Origin of the sequence: Ruegeria sp. HKCCD6604 (assembly GCF_013110635.1) — a bacterium.
Taxonomy (GTDB): domain Bacteria; phylum Pseudomonadota; class Alphaproteobacteria; order Rhodobacterales; family Rhodobacteraceae; genus Ruegeria.
This window is the reverse complement of sequence record NZ_WVQW01000001.1, coordinates 162908-177813: the sequence shown is the minus strand read 5'-3', so window position 1 is coordinate 177813 and position 14906 is coordinate 162908. Positions and strand designations below refer to the sequence as shown.

Annotated in this window: 15 protein-coding genes; 11 read left to right on the top strand and 4 right to left on the bottom strand. The window is 55.7% G+C overall.

The features are described 5' to 3' along the window. Positions 1 to 159: 159 nt before the first annotated feature. Entirely contained in the window at positions 160 to 459 is a 300-nt protein-coding gene (locus GS614_RS00835; RefSeq protein WP_171725290.1) for a DUF6477 family protein, read from the top strand. On the opposite strand, the gene GS614_RS00830 is transcribed toward GS614_RS00835, so the two are convergent. Both GS614_RS00830 and GS614_RS00825 read right to left on the bottom strand, forming a co-directional pair. Beyond that, positions 460 to 2004 carry a trimethylamine methyltransferase family protein gene (locus tag GS614_RS00830; RefSeq protein ID WP_171725289.1) on the bottom strand — a complete coding sequence of 515 codons (1545 nt, stop codon included), beginning with the start codon at positions 2002 to 2004 and terminating at the stop codon, positions 460 to 462. A 114-nt stretch (positions 2005 to 2118) separates the two neighbouring features. Continuing rightward, complete coding sequence (locus tag GS614_RS00825) at positions 2119 to 2568, bottom strand: GNAT family N-acetyltransferase (RefSeq protein ID WP_171204661.1); 450 nt, start codon at positions 2566 to 2568, stop codon at positions 2119 to 2121. A gap of 93 nt (positions 2569 to 2661) precedes the next feature. On the opposite strand from GS614_RS00825, the gene guaA reads away from it, so the two are divergent. The 9 genes from guaA to GS614_RS00780 all read left to right on the top strand — a co-directional run bounded on the left by guaA (position 2662) and on the right by GS614_RS00780 (position 12081). Next, positions 2662 to 4221, top strand: coding sequence for a glutamine-hydrolyzing GMP synthase (guaA, locus tag GS614_RS00820; RefSeq protein ID WP_171725288.1), 1560 nt, complete (start codon positions 2662 to 2664; stop codon positions 4219 to 4221). A gap of 204 nt (positions 4222 to 4425) precedes the next feature. Then, positions 4426 to 5331 (top strand): DMT family transporter, encoded by a 906-nt coding sequence (locus GS614_RS00815; protein ID WP_371809372.1) that lies wholly within the window; start codon positions 4426 to 4428, stop codon positions 5329 to 5331. Positions 5332 to 5457: 126 nt separating this feature from the next. After that, positions 5458 to 6618: an OmpP1/FadL family transporter gene (locus GS614_RS00810; protein ID WP_171725287.1), complete on the top strand. Its 1161-nt coding sequence runs from the start codon at positions 5458 to 5460 to the stop codon at positions 6616 to 6618. A 101-nt stretch (positions 6619 to 6719) separates the two neighbouring features. Beyond that, positions 6720 to 7616, top strand: a complete 897-nt coding sequence (locus GS614_RS00805) for a DMT family transporter (protein WP_171725286.1) — start codon at positions 6720 to 6722, stop codon at positions 7614 to 7616. Between the two features lie 48 nt (positions 7617 to 7664). After that, complete coding sequence (locus tag GS614_RS00800; RefSeq protein ID WP_152457808.1) at positions 7665 to 8537, top strand: ATPase; 873 nt, start codon at positions 7665 to 7667, stop codon at positions 8535 to 8537. Between the two features lie 36 nt (positions 8538 to 8573). Beyond that, positions 8574 to 9491, top strand: a complete 918-nt coding sequence (gene metA, locus GS614_RS00795; protein ID WP_171328616.1) for a homoserine O-succinyltransferase — start codon at positions 8574 to 8576, stop codon at positions 9489 to 9491. Then, positions 9481 to 10434, top strand: coding sequence for an alpha/beta fold hydrolase (locus GS614_RS00790; protein WP_171168397.1), 954 nt, complete (start codon positions 9481 to 9483; stop codon positions 10432 to 10434). The genes metA and GS614_RS00790 overlap by 11 nt, the downstream gene beginning before the upstream one ends. Positions 10435 to 10483: 49 nt before the next feature. After that, positions 10484 to 11353 carry a polyphosphate kinase 2 gene (gene ppk2 / locus GS614_RS00785; protein WP_152457805.1) on the top strand — a complete coding sequence of 290 codons (870 nt, stop codon included), beginning with the start codon at positions 10484 to 10486 and terminating at the stop codon, positions 11351 to 11353. A gap of 113 nt (positions 11354 to 11466) precedes the next feature. Beyond that, on the top strand, positions 11467 to 12081 hold the full coding sequence (locus GS614_RS00780) for a TetR/AcrR family transcriptional regulator (RefSeq protein WP_152457804.1): 615 nt from the start codon (positions 11467 to 11469) through the stop codon (positions 12079 to 12081). A 5-nt stretch (positions 12082 to 12086) separates the two neighbouring features. Here GS614_RS00780 and GS614_RS00775 read toward each other — a convergent pair whose 3' ends face one another. Together GS614_RS00775 and GS614_RS00770 are read right to left on the bottom strand one after the other, a co-directional pair. Next, positions 12087 to 13145, bottom strand: a complete 1059-nt coding sequence (locus tag GS614_RS00775; RefSeq protein ID WP_171116220.1) for an adenylate/guanylate cyclase domain-containing protein — start codon at positions 13143 to 13145, stop codon at positions 12087 to 12089. Continuing rightward, positions 13142 to 13510, bottom strand: a complete 369-nt coding sequence (locus tag GS614_RS00770) for a group 1 truncated hemoglobin (protein WP_152457802.1) — start codon at positions 13508 to 13510, stop codon at positions 13142 to 13144. Before GS614_RS00770 ends, GS614_RS00775 begins: the two co-directional genes overlap by 4 nt. Before the next feature lie 398 nt (positions 13511 to 13908). Between GS614_RS00770 and speB the strand changes: the two genes are divergently transcribed. Continuing rightward, a complete protein-coding gene (speB, locus tag GS614_RS00765; RefSeq protein ID WP_171725285.1) occupies positions 13909 to 14883 on the top strand; it encodes an agmatinase in 975 nt (324 codons plus the stop codon). Positions 14884 to 14906 lie beyond the last annotated feature (23 nt).

Below are 14906 nucleotides of genomic sequence, written 5' to 3'. Positions count from 1 at the left end.
TCGTTACTCGTTCGTTAACCACACAAGGCAAGAACCAGATTTGATTCAAAAAGATAAACAGTCGTGAAACCATCGTTCGGGGAGACTCTGACCAAGGCAACACCCGCTTAAGTTGTGCAAAAACAGGATCCATCAATTTCCGAAATAAGGACACATAACATGCAGGACCTGATGACAATTATCGCAACCCTCCGCCGCCCACGCATGTTGGCGCGTGCTGCCAGATTCGGGGCGCGGGATTACAATCGGGACAGGCATCTGCAACGCATTCTGGGATACGGCTCGCTGCCCGGTTCAGGTCAGGCGCTGCTGCGTTTGCTCGAGATTGAGAAAGAGGTAAATGAACTGCGAAAAGAAGATGATGCCGCCTACTCATTGGTGCGGCATCTGGATCTGCTTATTGCGCTGTTGGGTGAGGCGCAGCTGTATCAGGCCAGCCGCGCCTCGGTTCTTCAATAATCAGGCGAAAGCATCCGGCATGGAGGCCTTTTTCTCGGCGATATAGGCTTCCAGCGCCGCCGCGGTATCCGGGTCCATCTGTGGTTGCTGATAATTGGCCAGCAAATGTTCTACTCGCGCCGTGGCCAAAGCCCGCGTGTCACGCGCACCCTCTTCCTGCCAGGTTTCATATGGCTTGTAGTCCAGCACTTCGGATTTCCAGAAGGATTCCTTGAAGTTGGCCTGCGTATGGGCACAGCCGAGATAGTGACCACCCGGCCCTACTTCGCGGATTGCGTCCATGGCCTGCGCGTTTTCATCATAGGCCACGCCCTTGGCCAGTGAATGCAGCACTCCCAACTGATCCGCATCCATGACGAACTTCTCGAAATCGGCGACCAGACCGCCTTCCAGCCAGCCGCAGGAATGCAGCATGAAGTTCACGCCCGAAAGCAGACCCATGTTCAGCGAATTCGCTGTTTCGTAGGCCGCCTGCGCATCCGGCAGTTTCGAGCCGCAGAACGACCCTGCCGAGCGGTATGGCAGGTTCAGACGACGCGCCAGCTGGCCTGCACCATACGTGATATGCGCGGCTTCTGGTGTGCCGAAGGTGGGTGCGCCCGAGTTCATATCGATCGACGTCACGAACGCGCCGAAAATCGCGGGGGCACCCGGACGGATGATCTGGCTGTAGGCAACACCGGCCATGACCTCGGCCAGAACCTGCGTCAAAGTACCGGTCACCGAGACTGGCGCCATCGCTCCACCCACGATGAAGGGCGAGATGATGCAGGCCTGATTGTTGCGCGCATAAACCTCCAACGAGCCCATCATCACATCGTCGAATGTCATCGGCGAGTTGATGTTGGTCAGCGAGGTCATCACGGTGTTTTCCTGCACGAATTCCTTGCCGAACAGGATTTCGCACATTTCAACCGAATCCTGTGCCCGGCTGGGATCGGTTACCGAGCCCATGAAAGGCTTGTCCGACAGGGTCATATGCGCCTTCAGCATGTCCAGATGGCGCTTGTTCACCGGAATGTCGGTCGGCTCGCACACCGTACCGCCCGAGTGGTGCAACCACTTGGACATGTAGGCAAGTTTCACGAACTTGTTGAAATCGTCCATGGTTGCATAGCGTCGACCACCCTGTGCATCACGCACGAACGGAGGACCGTAAACCGGGGCCAGAACCATGTTGCGGCCACCGATCACAACCGATTTTTCGGGGTTGCGGGCGTGCTGGGTAAAATGGCTGGGGGCTGTCTTGATCAGTTCACGCGCCAGACCACGCGGAATGCGCACACGCTCACCGTCAATATCTGCGCCCGCGTCACGCCACCGTTCCAAAGCTGCTGGATTGTCGACAAAGTTGACGCCGATTTCTTCCAGCACGGTTTCAGCGTTGTTTTCGATAATCTCAAGCGCCTCTTCGTTGAGGATCTCGAAATTCGGAATGTTGCGTTCGATGTATTTCGCAGTCTCGATACGAACTGCGGTACGCTCGGCACGGCGGGCAGCGCCACCGCCACCTCTCGCCCTGCGCCGGGTGTTTGCCTCTGCCATGAGAAAATCCCGTCTGATTGGTTAGATTGAGCGTTTTGATACAGGTTTGCCGGAACTCAAGCATAGGGATTGCGGCGCTCTGGGGGGAAAAGCGACATCGCCGCCCCAGGCCGGTCAGTCAGGATCGGCCGCCAACGCTTTCTCCATGGTAAGGCCGCTGCGCGCCTGATCCGTCACTTTCCAGCCCATGTGCCGATACATCGCAATAGTGTCTTTCATCATTTTATGAGTTCGCAACTTCAACTTGGACAGATTCCGCGCCTGTGCTTCTTCTTGGGCAAACTGCATCAATTGCCGCGCAACCCCCTGCCCTTGGGCTTCGGGCGCAACCGCAAGGTTGTACACCATGATTGCGTCGTCAACTTGGTCAAAAACGATGACCCCGACTATACCGCCGGATATCGCAACCACGACGCGATGGGTCTTGATGTCATCCGCGATTCCGGCAGTAACGTCCGGCAGATCTTCGATCCGGCTTATTGCATCTGCATAAGCATTTTCCAGGCACCGCGTTACCTTATCCGCATCCGCCACATCAGCTGTTCTGAATTTGATCTTCGACATGGCACCTGATCTTTCCGCCGGTTTGACTCAGCTTTTGTACCAAATGACGCCATACCGCTTGCACATGCAAGGCTTGCAACTTATGAGCCGGTTATGACCCAGACATCCCACGACCGCCTTCTGATCATCGACTTCGGCAGCCAGGTTACGCAGCTTATCGCCCGCCGCCTGCGCGAGTTGAATGTCTATTGTGAAATTCACCCTTACCAGAATGTCACGATGGATTTCGTGCGGGAAATGGCGCCGCGCGCCGTGATTTTCTCGGGCGGTCCGGACAGCGTGACGCGCGAGGGCTCGCCCCGCGCCCCGCAAGAGATTTTTGATTACGGCGTTCCGATTCTGGGCATCTGCTATGGCCAGCAGGTGATGATGCATCAGCTTGGCGGCAAGGTCGAAAGCGGCCATGGCACAGCCGAGTTTGGTCGGGCCTTTGTTACACCGAAAGACAAACTGGATATCCTAGATGGCTGGTTCGCGGACGGCGATGAACAAGTCTGGATGAGCCATGGCGACCATGTCAGTGAAATCGCACCGGGGTTCGAGGTATTCGGAACCTCGCCCAACGCACCTTATGCGATCACGGCCGATCCATCGCGGCACTTCTACGCCGTGCAGTTTCACCCCGAGGTACACCATACGCCAAAAGGCGCGAAACTGTATGAAAACTTCGTTAAGCTGGCCGGGTTCAAGGGCGACTGGACCATGGGTGCCTATCGCGAAGAGATGATCCGCAAGATCCGCGAACAAGTTGGAGACAAAAAGGTCATTTGCGGATTGTCCGGTGGCGTCGACAGCTCGGTTGCCGCGATCCTTATTCACGAAGCAATCGGGGATCAGCTGACTTGCGTCTTTGTCGACCATGGGCTGCTGCGCAAGAATGAAGCCGAAGAAGTCGTTGGCATGTTCCGGGACAACTACAACATTCAGTTGATCCACGCCGACGAATCCGAGTTGTTCCTTGGCGAACTGGAAGGTCAGAGCGACCCCGAGACCAAACGCAAAATCATCGGAAAACTGTTCATCGATGTGTTCCAGAAACACGCCGATACCATCGACGGCGCCGAATTCCTGGCTCAGGGCACTCTCTATCCCGATGTGATCGAATCGGTGTCGTTCTCGGGCGGGCCTTCCGTAACGATCAAGTCCCACCACAACGTGGGTGGCCTGCCGGAAAAGATGGGCTTGAAACTGGTCGAACCGCTGCGTGAATTGTTCAAGGATGAGGTCCGCGCCTTGGGTCGCGAGCTTGGTCTGCCGCAGAGCTTCATCGGGCGCCACCCCTTCCCCGGACCGGGTCTGGCCATTCGCTGCCCAGGCGAGATCACCCGCGAAAAGCTGGAGATTCTGCGCGAGGCCGACGCGATCTACATCGATCAGATCCGCAAACACGGGCTTTATGATGACATCTGGCAGGCTTTCGTCGCCATCCTTCCCGTCCGCACCGTCGGCGTGATGGGCGACGGGCGCACCTATGACTATGCCTGTGCGTTGCGGGCCGTCACCTCGGTCGATGGGATGACGGCGGATTACTATCCGTTCAGCCATGAGTTCCTTGGCGAAACGGCAACCCGGATCATCAACGAGGTCAAAGGCATCAACCGATGCACATATGACATCACCTCGAAACCCCCCGGAACCATCGAGTGGGAATGATCCGGTAAAACGCAACCTCGTTCGACGCCAAAACGACCCGATCCCGGGAAATCTTCCCTAGCCGTGCCTGAAAAAGTCGGGCACGGCCTTGAACCTGACGCTTCATAAGCGTTTCAATGATTCAACGAATTCAATCTTTTTGATCGCGTAGCGAAAGCCCCGATATCGAGGCCGTGACCGCGCGGCCAGGCCGGGGTGCGGTACGTGAATCAGACACAAAAAAACACATTCAAGGCCGCCTTGTGGATGACCGGAGCCATCGCGTCCTTCTCCTCGATGGCGGTTGCCGGTCGCGAATTGAGCCTCGTGCACGACACGTTCGAGATCATGATGTATCGAAGCCTCGTCGGGTTTCTTGTTGTCGCCCTCGTATTCACGGCCACAGGCGGTTGGATTCAGGTTTCCACGCAACGCCTGGGGTTGCACGCCCTGCGAAACACCCTGCATTTCACAGGGCAGAATCTTTGGTTCTATGCGGTCGCTGTTGCGCCTTTGGCGCAGGTGTTCGCGCTGGAATTCACACAGCCGCTTTGGGTGATCCTGCTGTCGCCGCTGCTGCTGAACGAACGTCTGACGCCCCTCAAGATAACGGCAGCACTTATCGGTTTTGCTGGCGTTCTGATTGTCACGCGCCCAGGCAGTGCGCCTTTAAGCCCTGGCCTTGCCACCGCAGCCGCGTCTGCGATTTTCTTCGCATTTACAACGATTACAACAAAAAACCTCACTCGTTTTGCCAGCATCGGGTGCATCGTTTTCTGGCTTACTTCCATGCAGGCGGTGCTTGGGGCCATCGCAGCCGGTTTTGACGGGCAGATTGCCTTGCCCACGGCGCAAACCGCTCCGTTTTTGGTTCTGGTCGGTCTGGCGGGACTGCTGGCACATTTCTGCATTACCAACGCGCTGGCGATCGCCCCGGCGACAGTTGTGATCCCATTTGATTTTGCGAGGCTTCCCACCATCGCTGTGGTCGGAATGATCCTATACCACGAACCCATTGACCATTGGGTTCTGATCGGTGCGGCGATCATCTTTTCAGGAATATTCCTGAATATCTGGTCTGAAAGCCGTAACAGTTTAGCAACAGTTGAAAACAGTAGTCGCAATACGTAACGCACCGTCACCAGTTGACCTTAAAGTAACCAAAAAGAGAGTATCGCTCATCATACACGGGATAGGCGTTCGCAACACTCAGCCAAACGCCATTGAAACCCGCCTGAGATTGTTAGGGAGGACAGAATGAAAAAAACACTACTCGCGACCTGTGCTTTGTGCGTTGGAGCGACGGCAGGATACGCAGGCGGCCTTGATCGAAGCGGTCAGGGCATCAACCTGATCTTCGAAGAAGGGTCAGCAGTCCAGTTTCGGTTGGGATACACCAACCCCAGCGTAACGGGCACCATGCCTGCTTTGGCTGGACCAAACATCGGGCAGCCGGTCGATTCCGGAGAAGTTGCGAACGACTTTTTCACACCGCATCTGGGTTATAAAACGTCACTGACCGAAAAGCTCGATTTCGCGATCATGTATGACCAGCCCTTTGGGGCCGACATTGAATACGCAAACACCTACCCTCTTTCGATCAACCCTATTCCGGGTGGTCGTACCGATGTTTTGAGGGCTACAGCAGACACGGACGCCATTACGGCATTGCTGCGTTACAAATTCGATGGCGGGTTCAGCGCGATCGGCGGTATTCGAGCACAGCGTGTGAAGGCTTCTGTCACCGTCCCGCTTGCAGCAGGGTACCAGGTTGACACCGATGCCGACACTGCATTCGGCTACGTTATCGGGGTTGCATGGGAGAAACCGGAAATCGCAGCACGTGTGTCACTGACATACAACTCCAAGATCAGCCACGATCTATCGCAAACAGAATCTCTGAACCCACCACCGTTCCCTCCGATTCCACCCGGGACCGTGGCCACCTTCAACACAAACAGCGAAATTGAGACGCCCCAGTCGATCAACCTGGACTTCCAGACGGGCGTCGCGCCTAAAACGCTGTTGTTTGGTTCTGTTCGTTGGGTCGACTGGCCACAGCTGGTGTACAACCCGCCAAACTACCCGCCGACCAGCAACCTTGTTGACTACGACGATGCGACCTTCACCTATTCGTTGGGCTTGGGGTATCAATTCTCGGAAGAGTTCAGCGGTGCTGTAACACTAGGCTATGAGTCTTCTCAGGGTACTCCTGTATCCAACCTCGGCCCGACTGACGGGTTCTGGAGCATTGGTCTGGGCGGAACATATTCGTTGGAGAATGCCAAAATTTCCGGTGGCGTACGCTACACTGACATCGGTGATGCAACGGCAGATGGCGCCTTTGGGCAAACAGCCAACTTCAGCGGCAACAGCGCCTGGAGTGTTGGGTTTCAGATCACTTACGCTCTGAACTAAATCCAAGGTGTTTTCATCTTAGGCTCCGCTGTTTCAGCGGGGTCTTTTTTATGCGCAGGTTTCGGGTCGTATATCTGTCGAATGAATGAAATTGTGCGGCCATGAACACGCAAAAACAACTTTCTCAGCGCGCCTGGGTCGAACTTCTTCTCCTGGCCGTGATCTGGGGCGCATCCTTTGTAGCCATCCGGATCGCTCTGGACTCCATTCCCGTTATGACATCGGTTCTGCACCGCACGTTCTGGGCGATGCTCGTGCTGTGGCTGGTGGCATGGGGCAAGGGGCTTTCGCTGCCCCGCTCTGTGCGCATCTGGGGTGCATTTTTGATCATGGGATTGCTGAACAATGTCATCCCGTTCAGCTTGATGGCATGGGGTCAGCTTTACATCGATTCTGGTCTTACGGCCATTCTGAACGCGACCACAGCCATCTTTGGCGTTCTGGTTGCGGCGCTGTTTTTCAAAGATGAGCGTTTGACACAAGCCCGGGTTATCGGAGTCGTTTTGGGTTTTCTCGGTGTCTCGATCACCATTGGAATAAAGACCTTCACGTCTTTCAGCCTGCAAAACACAGCGCAGCTTGCCGTGTTGGCCGGAACGCTGTCGTATGCTTTTGCGGCGGCTTGGGCGCGGCATCATCTGTCTGACCTTCATCCCGTAGTCGCGGCAGCAGGAATGCTGACCGGTTCGACTGTGCTGATCCTGCCGCTGGCGCTCATGACGGACGGGGTGCCAAAACTTGCTCTGCCCGCGATTACCTGGGCTGCGATTGGCTATTACGCCATTGTGGCAACAGCGGGGGCATATCTTTTGTACTATCGAGTTCTGGCGATGGCGGGCAGCGGCAACCTGATGCTGGTGACGCTTGTCATCCCTCCTGTCGCCATCGTGCTTGGCGCAATACTGCGGAACGAAGCGCTGCCGCCGAATGCCTATTTCGGCTTTGTCATCCTTGCCATGGGTCTTCTGGTATTGAACCGAGCTGGCCGCCGTGATTGACGCCGTGCGCTGCCCGATTTAGCAAAGGCAAAAAAGGGACAGCACAAGATGATCTACAATTCAGCCAAAGACTGGCGCACGGCAAGCCGCAAGAAGGTGCTGTTCTTTGGCATGTCCGGTCTGGGCAAGACATATGTCTCGAACATACTTCGGGACTCGGGGAACTGGTTTCACTACTCGATCGACTATCGCATCGGCACCCGGTACATGGGCGAGTACATCACCGACAATGCGAAGGCCGAGGCGATGAAAGTCCCGTTCTTGCGTGACCTGCTCCTGTCGGATTCCATTTACATCGGCTCGAATATCTCGTTCGCGAATCTGACTCCGGTCGCAGCATATCTGGGCAAACCGGGCAACCCTGCCCTTGGCGGATTGGAGATGCCGGAATACCGCCGCAGGCAGGAACAGTTTCGGCTGGCCGAAATACACGCGCTGCTGGATACCGAGTATTTCATCGACCGGGCCGAGCGTTTGTACAAATACCCCCATTTCATCTGCGACACCGGTGGATCGATCTGCGAATGGGTAGACCCCGAAGATCCGAACGATCGGGTACTGTCCGAACTTTCGCAACACACCCTGATGATCTGGCTGAAGGGGGATGAGGAACACACGGCAGAGCTTGTACGCCGTTTTGACAAAGCCCCAAAGCCGATGTCCTATCAGGCGGAATTCCTGACCAAGGCCTGGACAGATTATCTGGACCTGCAAGGCTGTTCAGAAGCGGATGTGGATCCCGATGATTTCGTCCGTTGGACCTATGCACAGGCCTTGGCGCACCGCCAGCCGCGTTACGAGGCCATGGCGAACAACTGGGGCGTGACGATTGCCGCCAACGACATCGGAAAAATCCGCGATGCCGCCGATTTCGATGAGTTGATCGAGCACACACTTGAGACCACGCGCAATAACGCCTAACTATCAGTTTTCACTGATCTCTTAGAAGCCTGACACATGCCCATCAAAATCCCATCGGAATTGCCTGCTTTTGACGTCCTGACCAAAGAGGGCGTCATGGTCATGGACGAAGATCAGGCAATGCGTCAGGACATCCGCCCGCTGCGCATCGGTTTGCTGAACCTGATGCCCAAGAAAATCCAGACCGAAAACCAGTTCGCGCGTCTGATTGGGGCGACCCCGTTGCAGATCGATCTGTCTTTGATCCGCATGACCGAACACCGGACCAAGAACACCGCCGCCGAGCATATGTCCGAGTTCTATCGCCCGTTTCAGGAGATCAAGGATCAGAAATTCGACGGCCTGATCATCACCGGCGCCCCGATCGAACATCTGGAATTTCATGATGTCACTTATTGGGACGAAATCAGCGAGATCTTCGACTGGACCCAAACCAACGTACATTCCACCTTTGGTGTGTGCTGGGGCGGGATGGCGATGATCAACCATTTTCACGGAGTCAAAAAACACATGCTGGACGCAAAAGCCTTTGGGTGTTTCCGGCATCGCAACCTGGATCCGGCGTCTCCGTTCCTGCGCGGTTTCTCGGATGACTGCGTAGTTCCGGTCAGTCGATGGACGGAAATGAAACAGGATGAAATCGATCGCGCACCCGGGCTGAGGACCCTGTTGGGCAGCGACGATGTCGGCCCCTGTCTGGTCGAAGATCCCGGCCATCGCGCGCTGTATATATTCAATCACTTCGAATACGACAGTGATACGCTGAAACAGGAATATGATCGGGACGTCAGCAACGGCACGCCTATCAACGTGCCGATAAACTATTACCCTGATGATGATCCATCCAAAACGCCGCAGAACCGGTGGCGCAGTCATGCACATCTGCTGTACGGCAACTGGATCAACGAAATCTATCAGACCACGCCTTTCGACATAACGAAAATTGGCCACTAAAGCCCTGATATCCCTTGGCTTGGCCGTTCTGGGCCTTGTCATACTGACAACCTGGCGCAGCGCCCGGAACGAAGCGCTGGCCGAGGCGGCTTTCCCCCCCGAGGGTCGGTTTCTGGATGTGGGCGGCATCGCCGTGCACGCCGTGGTCATGGGGGACGGCCCTGATGTCGTTCTGATCCATGGTTCCAGCGGGAACACGCGCGACATGACCTTCGCGCTGGCCCCCATTCTGGCCAAGTCATACCGCGTGATCGTTTTTGACCGACCGGGCCTGGGCTATTCCGAAAGCTTCAATCCGGATGGCGAAACCATCATTGAACAGGCGGATATCCTGCAACGGGCGGCGGCTCAGCTTGGTGCGGAAAAACCCATCGTGGCCGGGCAGAGCTATGGCGGATCGGTCTCGCTGGCCTGGGCCGTGACCCGACCCGAGAATATCTCGGCTCTGGTTCTGATCGCCCCGGCCGCTATCCCATGGGAAACGCCCTTGGATGGGTTCAACCGGCTTGCGTCAACCACGGCGGGCAATCTGCTGGCCTTGCCCTTGATCAGCTCTTTCGTGCCCGAATGGTACGTCACACAGGCGTTGGACAAAGTTTTTGCACCGCAAACGGCGCCCGAAGGTTATGCGGAACATTTCGGGCCCGGGCTGACGATCCGGCGTGGCTCGATGCATGCAAACGCCAAGCAGCGCGCCAACCTGCTGGACGAAATTACCCGTCTGCAACCCAGATATAGCGAGATCTCCGTTCCGACGGAAATCATCCACGGAACGGCCGACGACACCGTTGGTCTTGAATGGCATTCTGAACGCCTGATCGAACAGATCCCCGGGGCCGAGTTGATCGAGCTACCGGGTGTCGGCCATATGCCACAGGTGGTCGCAGCGCCCGAGGTTGCCGCCGCGATAGATCGCGCGGCGCAGCGCGCGGGTTTGCGTTAACCCACGCTCTAATCCATAGTCAGATATGGATTTTATCGCGAGGTGACATATGGCCCGGTCAGGAAAAGGCTCTATCGAGAAGTATTTTCAGAAAGACGCGCCCAAATCTGTACGGGAAGAGATTCAAAACGCGAAAAAGGGCGATATTCTGAACCCGACCTACCCGTATTCCGAAAAAATGAAGACCAAAGATTATGATGAGCAGATGGACCTGCTTCAGATTGAATTGGTCAAAATGCAATCCTGGGTCAAGGAAACCGACCAGCGGGTTGCCATCATATTCGAAGGTCGCGATGCCGCCGGCAAAGGTGGCACCATCAAACGGTTTCGCGAAAACCTGAACCCGCGCGGCGCGCGCAACGTTGCGCTGGCCAAACCATCAGACGCCGAACGCAGCCAATGGTATTTTCAGCGCTACATCCCGCATCTGCCCGCCGCTGGAGAGATCGTGTTCTTTGATCGCAGCTGGTACAATCGAGGTGTCGTCGAGAATGTCTTTGGCTTCTGCACCCAGGAACAGCGTGAGAGGTTCTTCCGTCAAGTCCTGCCGCTTGAAACGGGCCTGGTGAATGACGGCATCCATTTGTTCAAGTTCTGGCTCAATGTCGGGCGCGCGGAACAACTGAACCGTTTTCTGGCGCGCGAAAACGACCCATTGAAGCATTGGAAGCTCAGCGCGATCGACGTCGCAGGGCTGAACAAATGGGATGAATACACGCAGTCGATCTCGGAAACCCTGACCCGGTCGCATTCTGATGCCTGCCCGTGGACGATTGTGCGTTCTGACGACAAAAAACGCGCGCGCCTTGCGGCCATCCGAACGGTTCTGCATGCCTTGGACTATGATGAGAAGGACAAGAAGAGTATCGGCGAGATTGATGCCCGTATCTGCGGTGGCCCGGATATGTGGGAGGCATAAATTGTCTCTCTGCCCTGCCCCGTCGATGGCTTCACGATCATGTATTGGACGACAATGCGTCGGTGGTCTATGTCCTTGTCTTCCAACACGCAATCAATGCAACTGAGGCCGGGATGACGAAACGCGGTTATCACCACGGAAACCTGAAGCAAGCCCTGATCGAGGCTGCCTTGTCCCTGATCGAAGACAAGGGCCCGACCGGTTTCACGCTGTCCGAGGCGGCCAAAACCGCCGGTGTCACGCCTGCCGCCGTCTATCGTCATTTTCAAGGGCGCGAGGACCTGATTGCCGAAGCCGCACGGCAGGGGTTTGAGATGTTCGCAGACCTGATGCAATACGCCTATGACGAGGGACAGCCTTCAGCCCTTGCCGCTTTTGAAGCAACGGGGCGTGCATATCTGGCCTTTGCGCGCAAAAATCCCGGGCATTACATCGCCATGTTCGAAAGCGGGATTTCCCTGAACCGGACACCCGAACTGTCCTTGGCAGCCAACCGGGCGAAGGCCGTTCTTGAAAAAGCGGCAGCGGACTTGTCCCAACATATTCCGCCTGACAAGCGCCCGCCCGCGTCGATGTTCAGCGCCCATATCTGGGCGATGAGCCACGGAGTCGTCGAGCTGTATGCCCGAAATACCGGCGCAACTTCGCCTTTTCCTCCCGAAGATTTGCTGGAAAGCGGTATCGGCATCTACCTGCGCGGTTTGGGCCTGATCCCCCAGGACGAGTGACGCGGTCAGAACGAACGACTGCCCTGAGGCATACTCAAGCCCGATGTCACATTGATCAGATCCATCTCACCCATGCCCTTGATATCAACGCACCCAAGCTCCGAGACCTGAAACTCGTCAATCAGGGCATATTTCATCTCTTCCGGGGCCACGATGTTCATGGGGTTGGCAAAGACCTGCAACCGGGACGCGATGTTTACGGCAGGGCCAAACACGTCATAGACATATTTCTGGATGCCCACGACCGATCCAACCGCCGCACCCATCCCCAATCCGATCCGGGCCTGCCACTTATGCGGATGGCTTTCGTTGCGGCGTTCGAGATAGCGCAGGAACCTTACCGCACAATGCGCCACGGCGGTCGCATGATCCGGTGTTGGATCTGGCATACCTGACACGGCCAGATAAGCATCTCCGATCGTTTTGATCCGCTCACACCCGAATTGTTCCACGATCCGGTCAAAGGCCGTGAAGATGTCGTTCAATTCACTCAAGGTGACCGTCGGGTCGGTCTTGGCCGCAAAATCCGTGAACCCGACAAAATCCAGCATCACCACTGAAACCTGCTGATACAGCTGCGGCGTGACAACGCCGAACGTCTTGAACTCTTCATACACTGCTCGGGGCATCAGGTTCAGCAACAGCCGTTCCACTCTTTCCTTTTCGCGCTCAAGCTCTCGGGTGTTGCGCTCGACCATGGTGGAATAGCTGTCGATCATGCTTTCCAGTTCGCGAATGCGGGTGATGTTCTGACATTCCACAATCAGCACCTGCTCGGACAAGCCATTGGCCAATGAGACCGTGACAGCAAAGATCAAGGTCCTGCGTTTCGGCTTTATCTGCAATTCGACCGAGTACCGAAGGCCTGACTGCTTTACATCCTCAAGTTCCTTAGGGTCGAGATCCGACAGAACGTCGCTTAGGGTACTCCCCTTTTCAGGAGTGCCGAACCATTCCGTGAAAGGCCCGTTGTGAAAAACGAATTGCAGGTCGGATGCGCGCACCACGGCGACGCCGACTCCGATCGCACGGAGCAATTGCTCGTTTATCGCCAGAATGCTCATGCCGCGTTCCGAGTGACTATGATCGAACGTTTGCCTTCGATTGCGGTCAGCGCAGTTTTGATGTCTCCATCGGACATGCCATGCTGACTCAGCGCGTCGCCAAACAGCTCGGCCATGACGTCGAACTCGTTGTGCGAAATGTTTAGATGCCGATGAACTGCTTCGATCCTGTCATCACTGAAGGATGCCGGCCCGCCGATCAAGGACGAAACGAACTTGGTTTGATGGTCGATCAGGCGCGGCATATCAATGTCTTCGAAATGATGGCCGATCTCATCCGAATCCAGCGCCATTTCATAGAAGGTCATCACGACCCGGCTGATCGTTTTAAAACCGCCATATTTTTCATAAAGTGTCTGTGCCACACGAATACCCGCGCGTTAACAATCAATAACCCCACAACATTATATCAAATCGATATTTTTGTTAACGCTTATGATTTTCTGGCCCGGAAGGATCCAAAACCGTCTTTCCGCACAGGAAAACCTGCCAGAGCATCGCTGAGGCCGAAGAGGACCCTTCATACGTTCTTTGAGAATGGGAAACGAAGGAAAGTTACACCAAGCGGGATTATCTATTGACTGATCTTAAAGCGCTCTGATGGGCTGGGCCGGATCAGCTTTGAACGCAAACAGCCCGCCCTTCTGGAGGAAATTTTCCTCTGGTCCCCCCAGAAGTAGCCGTTCAAAGAGAATTTGGTTTCAATACGGCGTGTCCTCATGTTCACATGCAAAAAATGGCTTAACCATCGAAAGGACCAAAAGTGCAGGAACATGGATATGCGTCCGGGCGACTGAATCTTCCTTTTGTCGGAATATCGACCTTCGCAAAATCTCCATATGTCGAGAACTGGGACAAAATTGACGCCGACGTTTGCGTGCTCGGCGCGCCGTTCGACTTTGGAACTCAGTGGCGCCCCGGCGCGCGTTTTGGTCCTCGGGCCGTGCGAGAGGCATCGACACTTTTCAGTTTTGGCCATGCCGGCGCCTATGATCATGAGGATGACGCGACCTATCTGGACAGCTCGGTTCGGATCGTCGACCTGGGCGATGCGGATATTGTCCACACCAAGACCCAGACCAGCCACAAGAACATAGCCTTTGGCGTGCAAAAAATTCTCGAGGCCGGGGCACTTCCGCTGGTGATTGGCGGTGATCATTCGGTCAACATCCCCTGCATTTCCGCATTTGAAAGCGACTGCACTGAAAACGGCCCGATCCATGTTGTTCAAATCGATGCGCATTTGGACTTTGTAGATGAACGTCACGGCGTCACCAACGGGCACGGAAATCCCATGCGCCGCGCGATCGAGAAAGACTATGTTTCAGGGATGACCCAGCTGGGCATTCGAAACGTGTCGTCCACTGCCAAGGAAGGGTATGACGACGCGCGCGCGCGCGGATCGGACATCCTGTCCGTGCGGCAGGTTCGCAGATTGGGAACAGAGGCTGTTCTTGACCGCATTCCCGAAGGCAAACGGTACTATGTAACGATCGATATCGATGCGTTCTGCCCCTCGATCGCGCCCGGAACCGGCACTCCAAGCCACGGAGGGTTCTTGTACTACGACGTTCTGGAAATCCTTCAGGGGCTGGCAAAAAGGGGTGACGTGTTGGGCATCGATCTGGTCGAGGTGGCCCCCGCCTACGACCCCACTGAAAGCACTCAGATTCTGGCGGCGCAGCTTCTGTTGAATTTTCTGGGTTTCATTTTTCACGAACGTGCCCGACGTGCGTGAAAAGCGGGTGGAGCGGAAGCTCC

Bases quoted from the DNA above. Each gene is read 5' to 3' on its own strand.
- GS614_RS00835 (WP_171725290.1), top strand. From the start codon at position 160: ATGCAGGACCTGATGACAATTATCGCAACCCTCCGCCGCCCACGCATG.
- GS614_RS00830 (WP_171725289.1), bottom strand. From the start codon at position 2,004: ATGGCAGAGGCAAACACCCGGCGCAGGGCGAGAGGTGGCGGTGGCGCT.
- GS614_RS00825 (WP_171204661.1), bottom strand. From the start codon at position 2,568: ATGTCGAAGATCAAATTCAGAACAGCTGATGTGGCGGATGCGGATAAG.
- guaA (WP_171725288.1), top strand. From the start codon at position 2,662: ATGACCCAGACATCCCACGACCGCCTTCTGATCATCGACTTCGGCAGC.
- GS614_RS00810 (WP_171725287.1), top strand. From the start codon at position 5,458: ATGAAAAAAACACTACTCGCGACCTGTGCTTTGTGCGTTGGAGCGACG.
- GS614_RS00805 (WP_171725286.1), top strand. From the start codon at position 6,720: ATGAACACGCAAAAACAACTTTCTCAGCGCGCCTGGGTCGAACTTCTT.
- GS614_RS00800 (WP_152457808.1), top strand. From the start codon at position 7,665: ATGATCTACAATTCAGCCAAAGACTGGCGCACGGCAAGCCGCAAGAAG.
- metA (WP_171328616.1), top strand. From the start codon at position 8,574: ATGCCCATCAAAATCCCATCGGAATTGCCTGCTTTTGACGTCCTGACC.
- ppk2 (WP_152457805.1), top strand. From the start codon at position 10,484: ATGGCCCGGTCAGGAAAAGGCTCTATCGAGAAGTATTTTCAGAAAGAC.
- GS614_RS00780 (WP_152457804.1), top strand. From the start codon at position 11,467: ATGACGAAACGCGGTTATCACCACGGAAACCTGAAGCAAGCCCTGATC.
- GS614_RS00775 (WP_171116220.1), bottom strand. From the start codon at position 13,145: ATGAGCATTCTGGCGATAAACGAGCAATTGCTCCGTGCGATCGGAGTC.